Below are 16,108 nucleotides of genomic sequence, written 5' to 3'. Positions count from 1 at the left end.
AGTCAAAAATTGTCTTCTTCTGCTACAGGGGTAGGTATGCCTATATGCTTTCTGGGGGCTATTTTGCTTATTTTAACACAAAAAAGCTCTCAAAAATTTGGTGATGTCTTAGGAATCATGGTGTTTTTTTTGTTCATCTAACTCATAATAACCACCAGCACTAGCCTTGGCCTCAATGAAAAAGACAATGGTCTTGCCTAATTCATTCTTAGCGGTAATTACTAAATCAGGGTCGCCGAAGCCAGACAAGGAGAATTCGGAATAAAGTTCGAAGTCTTGAAATGTTTCTCTTTCGCCTGCCATGTGCAGGAATTCATTCATAGCCTCGTTTGCCGCCTTCTCGTCCTTGTTCAATGCAATACCATAGAATAGAGCGTTCATTGCTCCTCGTTCAGAATAACCTACAATCTTAATATTATTCATATTTATCTATATTTTATTAAACATTCTTCTAATTTTTCTTTCTGTTTGAACCTGCAAACTATGAGGTTCAAGCACCTCCACCTTTTCGCCCATTGGCAACGTCTTGATAGTAGGACCAGACTAAAGGGTAAGTACCTTGTGTGGTATGGTGCTGTTGAATAGTATCTGTCTCAAAGATACTATTTTTATCAATCTACTGCAATAAAATATACAATATATATATTATTATTAACATTTTTTAGTATCGCCCCTCAGTGATTCTATTCATGCGTGCGTCCTTTCAATTATGATATACAACTTACTGAACTTTATAATAGGGCGACCACGATATGTTGATGTGTTATAACCATTTGATTTTGCCCAGTCTATTATTTGGTTGCGATATTCTTCTGAATAATAGATTGTTAGCAATTTATGTTCAATCATTTCACTCCAGTTAAGAGGTATGCCGATGTTGTTGATGTCCTCAATACTCGCAATACCAAGAGATACAGCTGTAGGACTTTTCACGAAATTTCCATTTTCAGGTGTTGGTGTAACAGCTAATGACTGTTTAGCTCCGTCTATGAGTGATTTGATGGCTAAGATATCTTGGGCAAGATTAAGTTCTGCAATAAAGTCCACCTCAGCATCTACCAATAGGTGGAATAAATTACCATCTTCAGGACCAAGTTGCTTCAGTCCCCAATGTGCTTGGGAGCGAAGGGTCTCTACTGCACTTTTTTTAGCTTGTGCCTCTACTTTCTTCTGATTCTTTCTCTTTGTCATTCTATGTTTCGTTTTGATAGTTACTATTTCTTTATACGATGAGAAATCATCAGAATTCGGCTGTTTTGACGTTCTTTCTGCAAAATATCCGCAGAACTTACGCAATTTTTTTATGATTCTTCCGTTATCTTTAATAAAGTTGCAGAAAATCATGATAAGTAAAACCTATCTCAGATACATTTGGCTACTTGATACAATTATTGGGTCAAGAGAATCTCTAACCTACGACCATATTGTTAGAATGTGGAAAGGTTCTCCTTATGCTTATATGGGCGGTTTACCAATCCGTACCTTCCACGAACATCGTAAAGGTATCGAAGAAATGTTTGGAATTATCATAGAATGTGACAAATCCAAGGGATACACATATTACATCAAAAATCCTGAGGTGCTAAAGCAAAATTCTTATGCCCAACTGTTATTGCGAAAGTATAGTGTACCACAGGATTTCTCAACTTTCAACATGATGCGCGATCGTATCTTGCTGGAAGAAATACCTCATGGCACAGCATACTTTGATGATGTAGTTGAATCTATGAGGACTAATACAGAACTCATAATTGACTATCAACGTTATGAGGGGAAAAGGGAAACACTTACCATGCAACCTTATTCCATGAAGGTCTATGATAGAAGGTGGTATGTTCTTGGTTATATAAAAGAAAAAGAATCCATTAGACATCTGGCATTGGAAAGATTCCTTGATCTGCAAACAACCAGTCAGAAATTTGAGTACCCGAAGGATTTCAATCCACGAAAGTACTACGATCATGTGGTAGGAATCTACGTGAATGAAGACCTCCCTATAGTTAAATTGAAATTAAGAGTGTATGGTGTACAGATGGAATACATGAGAATGTTGCCACTTCACAAGTCGCAGAGCGAGGTCAAATCAAGATATGGAGAGTTTGCTGAGTTCACGTATCGGCTATGCCTTACACCAGAACTAAAATCAAAAATACTGTCATTAGGGGCGAGTGTTGAAGTGCTTGAACCCTTGGAATATCGCGAAGAGATAATGGCTCAAATAAGTTCTTCTCTTGATAGATATATGAAAAAATGAAGAAATTTAATGGTGTTCTGCGGAGTTTAAGCATACAATACTCTTCACCCCCCGATTCAATAGGTTTTCATTCGTATATATATTATAGAGACAGATCATTTCATTTTTAAATTAAACGATAAGAATATGACAATGAATGAGAAGAAGTTGATGGGTATCAGAATTATAGTACATCGTGGAACCAATCAGATTGGTGGATGCGTTACTGAGTATGAGTGCCGTGGTTTTCATCTGTTTGTGGACTATGGTGAGCAGTTGCCTGGTTATGAGCATACAGAAATGGAGATAGAGGGACTCACCAAGGGTGATGTTTCCAATTCTGCTTTGCTGATTACTCATTATCATGGTGATCATATCGGCAAGGTAAGAGAGTTGAGCAGCGAGATTCCTGTATATATGGGTAAGACTGGTTGTGAAATCTGTCAAGAATTTGAACTTCACATGTCACACATACCTGGAGAAGAGGGTAAAAGACATCGTTTGATGGCAGATAGAGTTACTGAGTTTAAACATTTTGAGCCAGGGCATACCTTTGAGGTGGGGCCTTTCAAGATTATGCCAATAGTGATGGATCACTCGGCATTTGATGCCTATGCTTTCAAAATTGAGGCAGATGGCAGAAAGGTTTTTCATACTGGTGATTTCCGTACCCATGGTTTCCGAAGCAAGATGTTGCCAATGGTTATTGAAAAATACATCGGAAAAGTGGATTGTGTGGTGTCTGAAGGCACCAATGTTGAGCGGAGCAAGGATACCAGGACCAAGACTGAGCGGGATGTCAAGGATGAGTTTGTAGATAACTTCAAAGAGAATAAGTATAATGTGGTATATGTGTCATCCACGAACATAGACAGATTGTTTGCCCTTTATCATGCAGCTTGTGAAACAGATAGAATTTTTTTCTTGGATGAGTTTGCCAAGAAGATGATGGATGCGTCGGCAAACATTGACAAGCTTTGGGGCAAGTCTCGCTTCTATAAATTTCAGAGTAAACCGAAGGCTCCGAAGGTCTTAAGGAAGGATGGGGAGACTAACGATAAATTCTACCATGCTATGGAATCTCATGGCTATGTATTGATTGCCAGAGCAAATGACAAGTTTGATGAGTGGCTAAAGAAGATGCCAAGCGAGGGGAGAAAAGTTTATCTCTCTATGTGGAAGGGCTATGTGGATAATCCAGAAAGTCCGGCTTATAACAAAATGTTGGCAGAGGCTGTTGGTAAGGATTATGTTCATATCCATACCAGTGGGCATTGTGATGTGGAAAGTATGAACAAGTTGTTTGAAATGTTGGAACCTAAGGTGATAATTCCAATTCACACCAATAGTCCAGAGAAATTTGCGGCAGCTTTCCCTTCTTGGAATGTGAAGAAGTTGGAGGATGGAGAGATTTTTAGTACCAACCCATTTGGCGATATACCTGTACATGAGGAAGGTGATACTTTTTTGAGTGCAATATGTCTTTCAGAGAATCAAGATTCTGATGATGATGTCAAGATTTCTTCTGCGGATAAGAAACTTAAATGGTGGAAACTGGATTATAAGCAAATAAGTTCGTTTGATGACAGTAAGCTGGCAAGAGAGACCTTGAAACTTGTTCGAGCAGACAAGAATGTGCTTGCTTTTGAGATTTGGAGTGAGTGTGACTTTGCGCTAATCTTAGGGGAAGTTTATCGAAGAGACAAGACTTTCTACGCAAATCTTGACTCGAAATGTACTTTTGCTTCTGGTGAGCAGGTATTGGCTATCATGCGTTTGCCATCCTCATGGTATTTGATTCCAGTGAAGGTAATGGAACTTGCTACCAAGGAAGCTTTGAAAAACGTATATGATGAGGGCTTGTTAGATATTGGTATATCGGACTTCGATGAATTTTATGAGTTGTATGAGCCTGTTGCGCATTATGCTCCAGACATGATAGTGAAGCCTTTGGTTGACATAGAGACCTTTGAAGGCAAGGTGCTATGTGATTTGGTACCTGCTCGCTATCTGTTTCCTATGGATGTAATGGAGCAACTTCATAAGGAAAAGTGATAGGGTGTGCGGTATGTAGGAGTTTCTATAAACATTTAAACATTTAAATATTAAAGCATGATACTGCAAATGATAACAGAGAGTGAGAGTAAGTCGTTGGAGTCGGTTTATCCTGAGATAGCTAACCACCCATTGCCTACAGCAGAGGAAATGGAAGTGATATTAGATCGATTCAAAGTCGGTGAGAAAGGAGCAGACGAAGAGCTAAAGAATGCGTATATTCGTTTTGTGGCTTCCGTTGCCAAGCGATACCTTGGTCAGGGAGTGTCCAAAGAAGAGCTTTTAGAGATTGGAGTTAAAGGTTTGCTGATTGCCGCTCAAAAGTATGACAAAAAACGCGGAATCAAGTTCATTATCTATGCCGTTTGGTGGATTAGGCAAAGTATTCAACAGGCAGTAAATGAACGTGCAAAATAACTCTGGGCGAATATCAAACTTTTAATACAATAAAAGTATTTCCAAGAGTAGGTTTCTTATTTGTCTATCTTTCCCTACTTTTACCTATCAATATATGCATCCATACCTGTACCATATATTTGTATCTGCCTGATATCCAATAATAATCTTCGAGGTGATGAAGTAAGGATAGATAAGAATATATTATCAAAAGGAAAGAGGGTGCGTCACAGACTTATGACACACCCTCTTTTGTTTTTGGGTAGTTACATCTCTACGTGGACTTCGTGCTTGCCTGGGGAGCAGGGAACAATGGTTCCGCTGATGAGCTTGCCGTCTACGGTGATGCGGCTTACGCCCTTCTCCTTGCCATCGGGATTTTTTATCACGATGTGGTACTCGCCACCACGGAACTTGCGCACTACCTCATACTCCTTAGCGGTGCTTGGAAGGCAGGGATCGATGAGAAGACCCTCGTAGTCGGGCTTGATGCCGAGAATGAATTCGCTGACGGTGTACCACATCCATGCTGCGGTGCCTGTGAGCCATGAGTTCTTTCCCTCGCCCGGACGGGCAGCATCCTTGCCTGCCACCATCTGGCAGTTCACGTAAGGCTCTACCTTGTGCAGAGTCTGGTATTTCTCCTCCACATAGCTGGGGAGTATCTTGGTGTAGTGGTTCCAGGCATCGTTGCCACGTCCCGCTACAGTCTCACCGATGATGACCCAAGGATTGTTGTGGCAGAAGATGCCTGCATTCTCCTTATATCCCTCGGGATAAGAGGAAATCTCGCCCATCTCTACATGATAGGTGGTGTAGGCAGGATTGTTGAGCACCATTCCGTGCTCGCACTCCAGACGCTCCTTGGCGCTATCCAGTGCCTTGTCGCAGAGACCGTCTTCCAGTCCGATGCCCGCCATGGTACACCAGCCCTGACTCTCGATGAAGATCTTGCCCTCCTCGTTCTCATCACTTCCTATCTTGTTGCCGAAGAAGTCGTAGGCGCGGAGGAACCATTCTCCGTCCCATCCGTGCTGCTTCACGGCTTCGCTCATCTGGTCTACTGCCTGCTGCATACGGTTGGCTTCTGCGAGGTAGTCATTCTCGGCGAGACCAGCGATAGTGCCTTCACTGCTGTTTGCGGCTTCCTTGGCGAGCTGCTTGCAGAGCGCCACATAGTCCTTGCCTGTAACGACGAAGAGTCCGGCTATCATCAGGCTCTCTGCCTTGGAGCCTTCTCCCTTGTTCTCTGTTGTCTGGAAACTCTCGTTAGGATCCCACGAGAAGCAGTTGAGGTTGAGGCAGTCGTTCCAGTCGGCACGTCCGATGAGTGGCAACTTGTGAGGACCGAGGTTGTTGATGACATGGTTCATCGAAATCTTCAAGTGCTCGAAGAGACTTACTTCGCTTCCCGGCTGGTTGTCGAAAGGCACCTGCTCGGAGAGGATGGAGAAGTCGCCCGTCTCCTTGATGTAAGCCACGGTTCCGAAGATGAGCCAGCATGGATCATCGTTGAATCCGCCACCGATGTCGTTGTTGCCGCGCTTGGTGAGTGGCTGATACTGATGATAGCAGCCGCCGTCTGGGAACTGGGTGCTGGCAATGTCGATGATGCGCTGCCGTGCACGGGTGGGAATCTGATGCACAAAGCCCACGAGGTCCTGGTTGGAGTCGCGGAAGCCCATGCCACGACCGATGCCGCTCTCGAAGAAACTTGCCGAGCGCGACATGCAGAAAGTGATCATGCACTGATACTGGTTCCAGATGTTCACCATGCGGTCTAACTTGTCGTTGCCGCTCTTTATGGTGAAGATGTTCAGCAGGTTGTCCCAGTACTGGTTGAGTTCTGCGAAGGCAGCGTCCACCTTCTCTGTAGTGTTAAACTGCTGGATAAGAAGATGAGCCTTCTCCTTATTGATGACCTTCTTGGCGACGAACTTCTTGTCCTGTTCGTTCTCCACATATCCTAAGAGGAAGATGAGATCGCGGCTCTCGCCTGGCTGCAGTGTCACCTCGATATAATGCGACGCGATAGGGCTCCAGCCGTGGGCAAAGCTGTTGCGTGGTTTGCCCTCTGTCACAGCCTGTGGCTCAGAGAACTCGTTGTAGAGTCCGATGAAGCTCTCGCGGTCGGTGTCATATCCCTGGATTTCTGTATTGACGGTATAGAAGGCGTAGTGGTTGCGACGCTCACGATACTCGGTCTTGTGATAGATGGTGGAGCCTTCCACCTCTACTTCGCCGGTGGAGAAGTTGCGCTGGAAGTTCTCCATATCGGTGGCTGCATTCCACAGGCACCATTCGGCAAAGGAGAACACCTTGAGGGTCTTCGTCTCCTGCGACTGATTTTTGAGCGTCATCTTCTGTACCTCAGCCCAGGTGTGAAGCGGAACAAAGAAGAGCACACTTGCCTCCACACCGTTCTTGCTTCCCGTAATGCGGGTATAGTTCATACCGTGACGGCACTCGTAGCTGTCGAGTGGAGTCTTGCAGGGCTTCCATCCGGGATTCCACACGGTGTCGCCGTCCTTGATATAGAAATAGCGGCCGCCATTGTCCATAGGCACACCATTGTATCGGTAGCGGGTGATACGCCGGAATTTTGCGTCCTTGTAGAAGGAATAGCCGCCTGCTGTATTGGAGATGAGCGAGAAGAAATCCTCGTTTCCCAAATAGTTGATCCAAGGCCATGGGGTCTGTGGATCGGTAATTACGTACTCGCGATTGTCGTCATCGAAATGACCATACTTTTTCTCTGCCATTGTCTTTGTAGTATTTTTATTGGTTTTTTACTTATTTATTACGTAGAACTGAATTCTTACGAGAAACAGAATGCTATTTTTTAGATTATTTGCATGATTTTGATGCAAAGTTAGTAAAAAGTTATAGTTGTAAAGTTAGATAACTGATATTTTTTGTATTTTTGCAATAGATTAGGTTTGAAATCAAACGGATTGTTAACATTTCATACACTTGGCTTATGAAAAAAAACATTTTAGCACTTGTCATTGCCTTGTTTGCCGTGATACAAACGATGGCGCAGACTTACGACAACCTTTGGAAGCAGGCTGATGCCTACAGGCAGAAAGACCTTCCGAAGAGCGAGATCGGTGTGATGAGAAAAATAAGCGCCAAGGCTTCCGCGTCGAAAGACTACGGACAGCTGCTGGCGGCTGAGATGAGGCAGACGATGCTGTGGAAATCAATCTCCACCGACTCGCTGACTCCTGCTATCCAACGCCTGAGGCTGCAGGAACAGCACACTGCCGACCCAATGCTCAAGGCCGTATGGAATGCTGTGTTGGGAAAACTCTACAAGGAGAATGTTTACTACATTGACGCAAGCGACGAGGAAGTCGCTAACAAGCGTTATCGTGTGAACAGGGCTAAGGCACAAGCGTACTTCATGAAGGCGCTGGCGCAGCCCGAGCTACTGACACGCCACGCATCTACCGAGTATGCGCCACTCACCATGAGAGGACTCGACGGTGCTTCGTTTGGCAACGACATGCTGCATCTCATCGGGTTTGAGGCCGACAGCAAGGAGGCTTATCTGAAAATGTACACCTATTATAATAAGGTGGGCAACAGAGGTGCAGCCTGTCTGTGTGCCTTTGAGGTGATTCAGAAATATCGTCAGGACGACGTGAGAGAGGTGAAAAAATCGAAGTATCTCAATGCCATCGACTCGCTCATCCATGTATATCAAGACATTCCCGAGGCGGGAGAACTGGCGGTGGAGCACTATCGATTCATGGAGGAAGCCACCGACACCAAACCGGCTGACAAGCTCAATTATATCAACTATGCCCTGAGCCGATGGGGAGGATGGTCGAGGATGAACGTGTTGAGAAATGCACAGAAACGACTCACCGAACCAATGTTTGACATCGAGGACCTGCAGCAGGTGTTGCGCCCAGGACAGAAGCAGTGGGTTCATTTCAGCGTGCGCAACCTGCAGAACATGAAGGTGAAGCTGTCGCGCCTCGATATCACTGCCGACAACGAATATGACGTGCAGGATGATAAAACTTACAAGTGGCTGAAAACCAAGACTTCGGAGCTGCACGAGAAAGAATACAGCAGACAGTTTTATGGTCATCCAGACTACGAGGAGGTGAAAGATTCCATCCTGTTGCCTGCGCTGCCCATAGGCGCCTATCTCATGGAGGTGACGGCCGATAACCCAGGTGTGACGCCAGCCCGACGACTCTTCTATGTGAGCGACCTGGCTGTGATGATACAGCAGCTGCCCGATGACAGGCACCGCTATGTAGTGGTTAGTGCCACGAGCGGACAGCCCATTGCCGGTGCAAGGATAGAACTCTACAGAGACGACTACTACGACTTCAAAACCAAGAAGCATAAGCGTATCGTGCATGCCAGGCTTACCAGCGACGCCGAGGGTGAGGCGTACTTCAAGAACGTGGACGGAAGCGTGCTGCTTTCTACCACGACCGACAAATACTGTCCAGCCCGAGACATCTATCTCTCGCGTACACGCTACTATGAGCAGAAAAACAACAAGACCATCGTCAATCTATATACCGACCGAGCCATCTATCGTCCCGGACAGACGGTGCATGCCGCTGCCATCCTCGCCATCAATGAGCGAGGGACTGATGCCAAGGCCTTTGAGAAGGGCAAGGAGGTGAAGATGGAACTGTATGATGCCAACTGGAAGGTGGTGGCAGAGAAGACTGTCACGACGGACGATTACGGAATGGCTGCCGCCGACTTCGTGTTGCCACAAGGCGGACTGACAGGACAGTATAGTGTAAGAGCCATGGGCTATGGATGCTACTTCCGTGTTGAAGAATACAAGCGACCCACCTTTGAAATCAACTTTCCCGAGGTGAACGAACGATATACATGGGGCGACACCGTGGTGGTGAAAGCTACAGCTAAGACCTATGCAGGCCTGCCTGTTCAGGGAGCCAAGGTGGAATACACTGTGACAAGGCGCAATCAGCTGTGGTGGTGGGGCTCACGTTCAGCCGACCGACAGGTGATGACAGGAGAGGCTGTGACCCGTGAGGATGGAAGCTTTGATGTGGAAATACCATTAGAGGCTAAGTTGACTGGCGCCGACAGCAATGGCGCTGACGATTTTATGCGAGTGGCGAGATTCTTCCACTTCGACGTGTCTGCCATCGTCACCGACATCAGCGGCGAGAGTCATGAAGGCGAGATGAGTCTGCCTCTCGGCACGAAGCCCACCGCCTTTGCTGTCGACCTACCTAAACGCATGGAGACCGACAGTCTGAAACAGGTGACCTTTGCCTACCTCAACAGTGCTGGAATAAAGATTGCCCACTCGCTGAAGTATCGCATAGATGGGGGCGAGTGGCTTGATGCTGAGGCCAATGAGCCTGTGCAACTGCAACATTTGGCATCGGGCATGCACATGGTGGAGGCTGTGTGCGGACAGGACAGTCTGCAGCATAAGTTCGTCCTCTTTAGTATGAAGGACACCAGGCCGATGGAGGAGACCATGCACTGGAGCTATCAGACTGCCACGAGCTTCCGCACCGACGGCAAGCCTGTCTATCTGCAGGTTGGGTCATCGGCCAACGGTGTGCACATCGTCTACTCGATCATCGCCGGCAACAAGCTGATCGAGAAAGGTGCATGGGAACTGGGCGACAGCATCGTCACCTTGCCCTTCACCTACCGACCAGAATATGCCTCGGGCATTGTGCTCAACTACGCCTTTATAAAGGACGGGAAATGCTACTCACGCACCATGAACATCGCAAGACCCATGCCCGAGAAGAAGCTGAACATCGAGTGGAAAACTTTCCGCAACCGGCTTACACCAGGACAGAAGGAGGAATGGACACTGCGCATCACTACGCCCGACGGAAAACCAGCCAAGGCGCAGTTGATGAGTGTGCTCTACGACAAGTCGCTCGACCCGTTGCAGAGGCTTACATGGCAGATGAACTTAGGCTTCTATCAGTCGCTGCCCAGTAGCTATTGGAAGAACAACCTCGCCGTGAGAACCCGCTATGCGGGCTTTGGCAGCAACTTCCCTACTAAGTATTATCAGGAGAACGAACTGCAGGCCGACAGTTTTAATCCGTTCTACTTCCAGAGCGAGTTTTATGGCAAGAAGGTGTTCTTCTTAGCCAAAGGTGCCATGGAAGACAGAATAGTGGAGAGTGCAAAGGCAACAGCCCCCGTCATCAAACGCGATGAATTGGTGAAGGAAGAAAGTAGAGTGATGCACATCAGAGGAGCCAGATATGCTAACGCCAAACAGCTGTTTGGACTTACCGAGAGCGCTGCAGAGGATGTGGCTGACGGAGGAATCGCTGTGGGCTGCTCTGCGCCTGAGGTGGCAAAGACTGAAGAAATGCTCGACCAGGTGCAGACACGCGAGAACTTGAACGAGACGGCTTTCTTCTATCCTGCCCTGCAAACCGACGATGAGGGTAATGTGGCCATACGTTTCACCCTGCCTGAGAGCATCACAACTTGGAGATTTGTGGGACTGGCTCATAATAGAGAGATGTGTCATGGCGTCATAGATGCCGAGGCTGTGGCACAAAAGACGGTGATGGTGCAGCCCAATATGCCACGCTTCCTGCGCGAAGGCGACAAGGCTGTGGTGGCAGTCAGAGTGTTCAACAACTCAGACAGGAAGGTGAACGGCAGTGCTCGTATGCAGATCCTTGACCCCGAAACCAACAAGGTGGTGTGGCAACAGACTCAGAAATACAACCTGGAAGCCAACGGATCGACATCGCTGATGTTTGACGTGCAGGGGCTGAAAGAAGGTATATATATAAATAAGGTGGTGGCAGCCGGTCGTGGCTATAGCGACGGCGAGCAGCACTATCTGCCCGTATTAGGCAACAGCGAGCTCGTAACACGCACCCTGCCCATCACACTGACTGAGAAAGGAGAGAAGCACTTCGACCTCACTTCGCTCTTCGCCGACAAGGAAGGCAAACAGGCTGCACAGGCAGAACGCGCCAAGGTGACTATCGAGTACAGCAACAATCCAAGTTGGCTGATGATTCAGGCGCTGCCATCGCTCAGCAAGGCAAAAGACGACAATGCCGTCTCGCTGATGTCGGCTATCTACAGCAACAGCATCGCCCGCCACATCATGAAGCAGAGTCCTGTCATCGCACAGGTAGTGAAGTTGTGGAAGCAGGAAGCAGCCTCGGCTGAAAGCGCAAGAGCAGCCAAGGGTGGCAAGGCTGACGAGGCTGGCACTTCACTGCAGAGTGTTCTGGAGAAGAATCAGGAACTGCGTGAACTTGTGCTCAACGAAACACCTTGGGTGATGGATGCCGACAGGGAGAGCGAGCAGAAAAAACTATTGATTGAATATCTGGATGAGTCGCTGTGTCAGAACCGACTGACCGACGAGGTGGCAAAATTGCGTAAGCTTCAGCTTGCCGACGGCTCCTTCGCCTGGTGGAAAGGCATGGAAGGCAGCAGATACATGACTACCGAGGTGGCTGAGATGATGGTTAGGCTGAACCGTATGGTGGGTGTACAGCAGGAGACCAAAGACATGCTGACTGCTGCTCTGCGCTATCTGCAGCGAAAGGCTGCTGCAGAAGTGAAGGACATGAAGAAAGAGGTGGAGAAGAAGAGAAATGTGCGCCCGAGCGAACTGGCTATACATTATTTATATATTCTCTCGCTCGACGGACGCAAACTTGATCCGGCAGCGACTTATCTGCTGCAGAATATGGCAGAGCGTACCGGTGAGTTCACCATCTATGGCAAGGCAAGAGCTGCCGTGGTGCTGGCAAGCAATGGACAGCAGGCCAAGGCTGCCGACTATCTGCAGAGCATAGCCGAGTATTCGGTAAGCAGACCGGGAATGGGAAGATACTTCGACACACGCAATGCTTACTATAGCTGGCGCGACTATAAGATTCCTACACAGGTGGCCGCTATCGAGGCAACGGAGATGCTGGGTACAAAGGCTGGAAAGGCATTTGCCGCAGAGAATCTGACCGTTCAGCAAGCTATCGACGAGATGAAGCTGTGGTTGTTGCAGTCGAAGCGCACCCAGGCTTGGGATACTCCAGTCAACACGGTGGATGCGGTTTATGCCTTCCTCAATGGTAAGGAAATACTGCTGCAGAAGTCGGCAGACAATGCCACTATCCGTATAGACGGCAAACCACTGCAGTTGCCTCAGGCTACGGCAGGACTTGGCTATGTGAAGACCTCGAAGCAGGGCGCACCACACACGCTGACGATTGACAAGAAGAACGAAGGCACCAGTTGGGGCGCAGTATACGCCCAGTTTGTGCAGTCCTCTGCCGAGATAGCCGCCTCAGAGGCAGGCATCAAGGTGGTGAGAAAGGTGGTGAACGCCAAGAACGTGAAGGTGGGCGACAAGGTAAAAGTAGTGCTTGCTATTACAGCTGACCGCGACTACGACTTCGTGCAAGTGGTGGATAAGCGCGCTGCCTGCTTGGAGCCCGTCACTCAATTGAGCGGCTATCAGTGGAGCATGGGTTGCTATGTGGCACCCAAGGATTATACAACAAATCTCTACTTTGGCCGTTTATCAAAAGGAAGGCACGTGGTGGAGATGGAGTATTACATCGACCGCAAGGGCGAATATCAGGCAGGAACCTGTGCGGCGCAGTGTGCCTACAGTCCTGAGTTTGGCGGAAGGGCAGAGGCTTATAGGCTGAATGTGAAGGAGTGATGTCTTAACTCCCTGACTCTTAGAATTCCGAAAGTAGAATAAGAAACAGAATATACGAACTGATAAATACAAAGTGAACAGATGAAAAGAATGAGTATATGGATGCTGGTATCGCTGTTGGCGGTTTCGGCATCGGCGCAGAAAATAACCACGCAGCAGGAGACAATCGACTGTGGACAGGTGTTGTTCAGAAATCCCGTAACGGCAGAATTCCCTTTGAAGAACGCCGGCAACAAGGCTTTGCGCATCAGCCAGGTGCGCAAGAGTTGCGGATGCACAGAGGTGGAGTTTCCTGAGCGAGACATAGCACCGGGCGATTCGTTTATGGTCAGGGCAACATTCGATGCCAAGCAAATGGGCACGTTCATCAAGCAGATTGGACTCTTCAGCAATGCCGACGAACAGCCTTTCGTGCTTACTATGCGTGGAAAGGTGGTGGACAGAGTGGTCGACTTTGCTGGCAATTACGCCTATCAGTTGGGCAAGTTGAAAACCGACATACAGGACCTGGAGTTTGATGACATCAACCGAGGCGACCGCCCCGTGCAGCGCATCCACATCATGAATCCTACCGACGAGGTGCTGCAGCCTGTAGTGCTGCACTTGCCTCCCTATCTCACCGCACAGGTGTCGCCTTCCAAGTTGGCGCCACGCCACAGTGGTGTGATCACAGTTATGTTGGACTCACGCAAGTTGCGCGACTTGGGACTGAATCAGACTTCCATCTATCTTGGCTCGCATCTTGGTGACAAGGTAGCACCTGAGAAGGAAATCGGTGTGTCGGCAGTTCTTTTACCAAACTTCGAGAAGTTGACAGCCGAAGACTTGGCACAGGCGCCTAAGGTGAAACTATCTACCACCACACTCGACCTTGGTAACTTCGGCACCAAGAAAAAGGTGAAGGGCGAAATCCTCATCACCAATGAAGGCAAATCGGTGCTCGAGATAAGAAGTATGCAGATGTTTACCATGGGACTTCAGGTGTCGCTCAAAAAGTCGAAGATTCAGCCTGGAGAGACGGTTAAACTCAAGGTGACTGCTGTCGCATCCGAACTGAAGAAGTCGCGTTCGAAGAATCCTCGTGTGCTCATGATAACCAACGATCCTGATAATGCCAAGGTGGTAAAGGTAAAGGTGAAGTGAGAGAAACGAGTCTATTAAGAACAGATAAATAGGAACAGATAAGTAAGAACGCAAAGTAACAAGTTCTGTTAAAAAAAAGAAAGAACCGTGCAAATAGAAATAGATAATGGCAGTGGATTCTGCTTTGGTGTGACCACTGCCATCAAGAAGGCTGAGGAAGAACTCGAAAAAGGTGGACAACTGTATTGCTTAGGTGATATCGTACACAACGGAATGGAGGTGGAACGACTGCATCATGCCGGGCTAATCACCATCAACCACGAGGATATGGAGAAACTGCATCATGTCAAGGTGTTGTTGCGTGCTCATGGTGAGCCGCCTGAGACTTATGCCCTGGCCGAGCAAAACCATATAGACATCATTGACGCCACCTGTCCTGTGGTGTTGCAGTTGCAGAAACGTATCAAGCGGCAGTATACCAGCAATCCGGATGCGCAGATAGTCATCTTTGGCAAGAATGGACACGCAGAGGTGTTGGGACTGGTGGGGCAGACTGCCAGCAAGGCCATCGTGATTGAGAAATTCCAGGATGTGGAGAAACTGGATTTCTCTCGCGATATCTATCTCTATTCCCAGACGACTAAGAGTCTTGACGAGTTTCATCGTATCATAGAGTATTGTCAGGAGCATATTGTAGAGGGCGCCACTTTCAAGAGTTTTGACACCATCTGCCGACAGGTGGCCAATCGTATGCCTAATATAGCCAGCTTTGCTTCCAAGCACGACCTCGTGCTTTTTGTGAGCGGACGCAAGAGTTCCAACGGCAAGGTGCTCTTCAAGGAATGTCATCGCGTGAACTCCAACAGTTATCAGATAGAAAGTGCCAATGAAATCAACCTCGACTGGCTCAAGGATGTAAACACAGTGGGAATTTGTGGCGCTACCAGTACTCCCAAATGGCTGATGGAAGAATGCCGTGAGTTTATCTTGAACCATCTGTAATAAGTTCGTGAATGGGGAAGAAGTTGATATAAACAAAACAGGTGGTACGTCTTCTCACGAGGACCCACCACCTTCAAAAAACAGTAATTAACTCAAAATTTATAATCTATATCATTACTACCTTGTTCTGATATTCTAATCTCTACATGCAAATGTACAGAAAAGGTACATTTTGACCAAATTATTTTCTGTGAAACGGCACAATGTTTCGCTGAAAGCTTTTTGTTTAAGATATTTTCACACTTTAATCTCCTTTAGTAATTACTCTGCATAAGTCGTCAACTATGAATATAACTAAAATGAAGTAAGTCAACGTAAATGATAAATAAAATAAGTAACAACCGAGTCAACCATGTTAAAAACAACGCTAAGAGGGTAAGCTAAAATCGTCAAACCACAAGAAATCTTACTCTTATACTATATAAATGTTCTTTTAGCCTATATAATTCTATGTTCTAAACTTTAGAACTTATGTTCTAAAGTATCGAACTTAAGTTCTAAAGTTTAGAACATAGATTTATAACTAACAGACAGGGCAAACGCATCAAACTTTTTACCTTTTAACATATAGATATTAATGTTGTATCTTATTGAATATTAACTATTTATATTTGCTTATACCAAAAATATTTTGTATCTTTGTAAAGAAT

Annotated in this window: 9 protein-coding genes; 6 read left to right on the top strand and 3 right to left on the bottom strand. The window is 46.9% G+C overall.

Going from position 1 to position 16,108, the window contains the following annotated elements; genetic code table 11:
- Positions 1 to 108 precede the first annotated feature (108 nt).
- Both P3T48_RS14130 and P3T48_RS14125 read right to left on the bottom strand, forming a co-directional pair.
- Complete coding sequence (locus tag P3T48_RS14130) at positions 109 to 423, bottom strand: hypothetical protein (protein WP_276507113.1); 315 nt, start codon at positions 421 to 423, stop codon at positions 109 to 111.
- Positions 424 to 687: 264 nt separating this feature from the next.
- Positions 688 to 1,191, bottom strand: a complete 504-nt coding sequence (locus tag P3T48_RS14125; protein ID WP_276507112.1) for a hypothetical protein — start codon at positions 1,189 to 1,191, stop codon at positions 688 to 690.
- Between the two features lie 151 nt (positions 1,192 to 1,342).
- Between P3T48_RS14125 and P3T48_RS14120 the strand changes: the two genes are divergently transcribed.
- The 3 genes from P3T48_RS14120 to P3T48_RS14110 all read left to right on the top strand — a co-directional run bounded on the left by P3T48_RS14120 (position 1,343) and on the right by P3T48_RS14110 (position 4,705).
- A complete protein-coding gene (locus tag P3T48_RS14120; protein WP_276507111.1) occupies positions 1,343 to 2,254 on the top strand; it encodes a helix-turn-helix transcriptional regulator in 912 nt (303 codons plus the stop codon).
- A 126-nt stretch (positions 2,255 to 2,380) separates the two neighbouring features.
- Positions 2,381 to 4,288 (top strand): MBL fold metallo-hydrolase, encoded by a 1,908-nt coding sequence (locus tag P3T48_RS14115; protein ID WP_276507110.1) that lies wholly within the window; start codon positions 2,381 to 2,383, stop codon positions 4,286 to 4,288.
- 69 nt (positions 4,289 to 4,357) lie between these two features.
- Positions 4,358 to 4,705 carry a sigma factor gene (locus P3T48_RS14110; protein WP_276507109.1) on the top strand — a complete coding sequence of 116 codons (348 nt, stop codon included), beginning with the start codon at positions 4,358 to 4,360 and terminating at the stop codon, positions 4,703 to 4,705.
- 245 nt (positions 4,706 to 4,950) lie between these two features.
- On the opposite strand, the gene P3T48_RS14105 is transcribed toward P3T48_RS14110, so the two are convergent.
- Positions 4,951 to 7,446 (bottom strand): glycoside hydrolase family 94 protein, encoded by a 2,496-nt coding sequence (locus P3T48_RS14105; protein WP_276507108.1) that lies wholly within the window; start codon positions 7,444 to 7,446, stop codon positions 4,951 to 4,953.
- 218 nt (positions 7,447 to 7,664) lie between these two features.
- On the opposite strand from P3T48_RS14105, the gene P3T48_RS14100 reads away from it, so the two are divergent.
- From P3T48_RS14100 to P3T48_RS14090, 3 genes are all read left to right on the top strand, one after another.
- Entirely contained in the window at positions 7,665 to 13,373 is a 5,709-nt protein-coding gene (locus tag P3T48_RS14100) for an alpha-2-macroglobulin family protein (protein ID WP_276507107.1), read from the top strand.
- Positions 13,374 to 13,454: 81 nt separating this feature from the next.
- Entirely contained in the window at positions 13,455 to 14,516 is a 1,062-nt protein-coding gene (locus P3T48_RS14095; RefSeq protein WP_276507106.1) for a DUF1573 domain-containing protein, read from the top strand.
- 87 nt (positions 14,517 to 14,603) lie between these two features.
- A complete protein-coding gene (locus P3T48_RS14090) occupies positions 14,604 to 15,458 on the top strand; it encodes a 4-hydroxy-3-methylbut-2-enyl diphosphate reductase (protein ID WP_276507105.1) in 855 nt (284 codons plus the stop codon).
- The last annotated feature ends 650 nt before the right edge of the window (positions 15,459 to 16,108 follow it).

Source organism: Segatella intestinalis (assembly GCF_029348455.1).
Taxonomy (GTDB): domain Bacteria; phylum Bacteroidota; class Bacteroidia; order Bacteroidales; family Bacteroidaceae; genus Prevotella.
The sequence above is the reverse complement of the archived record's forward strand: the minus strand, read 5'-3'. Positions and strand labels throughout refer to the sequence as shown.

What these genes read in the sequence shown, in the direction of transcription:
- P3T48_RS14130 (WP_276507113.1), bottom strand. Translation starts at nt 423, where the DNA reads ATGAATAATATTAAGATTGTAGGTTATTCTGAACGAGGAGCAATGAAC.
- P3T48_RS14125 (WP_276507112.1), bottom strand. Translation starts at nt 1,191, where the DNA reads ATGACAAAGAGAAAGAATCAGAAGAAAGTAGAGGCACAAGCTAAAAAA.
- P3T48_RS14120 (WP_276507111.1), top strand. Translation starts at nt 1,343, where the DNA reads ATGATAAGTAAAACCTATCTCAGATACATTTGGCTACTTGATACAATT.
- P3T48_RS14115 (WP_276507110.1), top strand. Translation starts at nt 2,381, where the DNA reads ATGACAATGAATGAGAAGAAGTTGATGGGTATCAGAATTATAGTACAT.
- P3T48_RS14110 (WP_276507109.1), top strand. Translation starts at nt 4,358, where the DNA reads ATGATAACAGAGAGTGAGAGTAAGTCGTTGGAGTCGGTTTATCCTGAG.
- P3T48_RS14105 (WP_276507108.1), bottom strand. Translation starts at nt 7,446, where the DNA reads ATGGCAGAGAAAAAGTATGGTCATTTCGATGACGACAATCGCGAGTAC.
- P3T48_RS14100 (WP_276507107.1), top strand. Translation starts at nt 7,665, where the DNA reads ATGAAAAAAAACATTTTAGCACTTGTCATTGCCTTGTTTGCCGTGATA.
- P3T48_RS14095 (WP_276507106.1), top strand. Translation starts at nt 13,455, where the DNA reads ATGAAAAGAATGAGTATATGGATGCTGGTATCGCTGTTGGCGGTTTCG.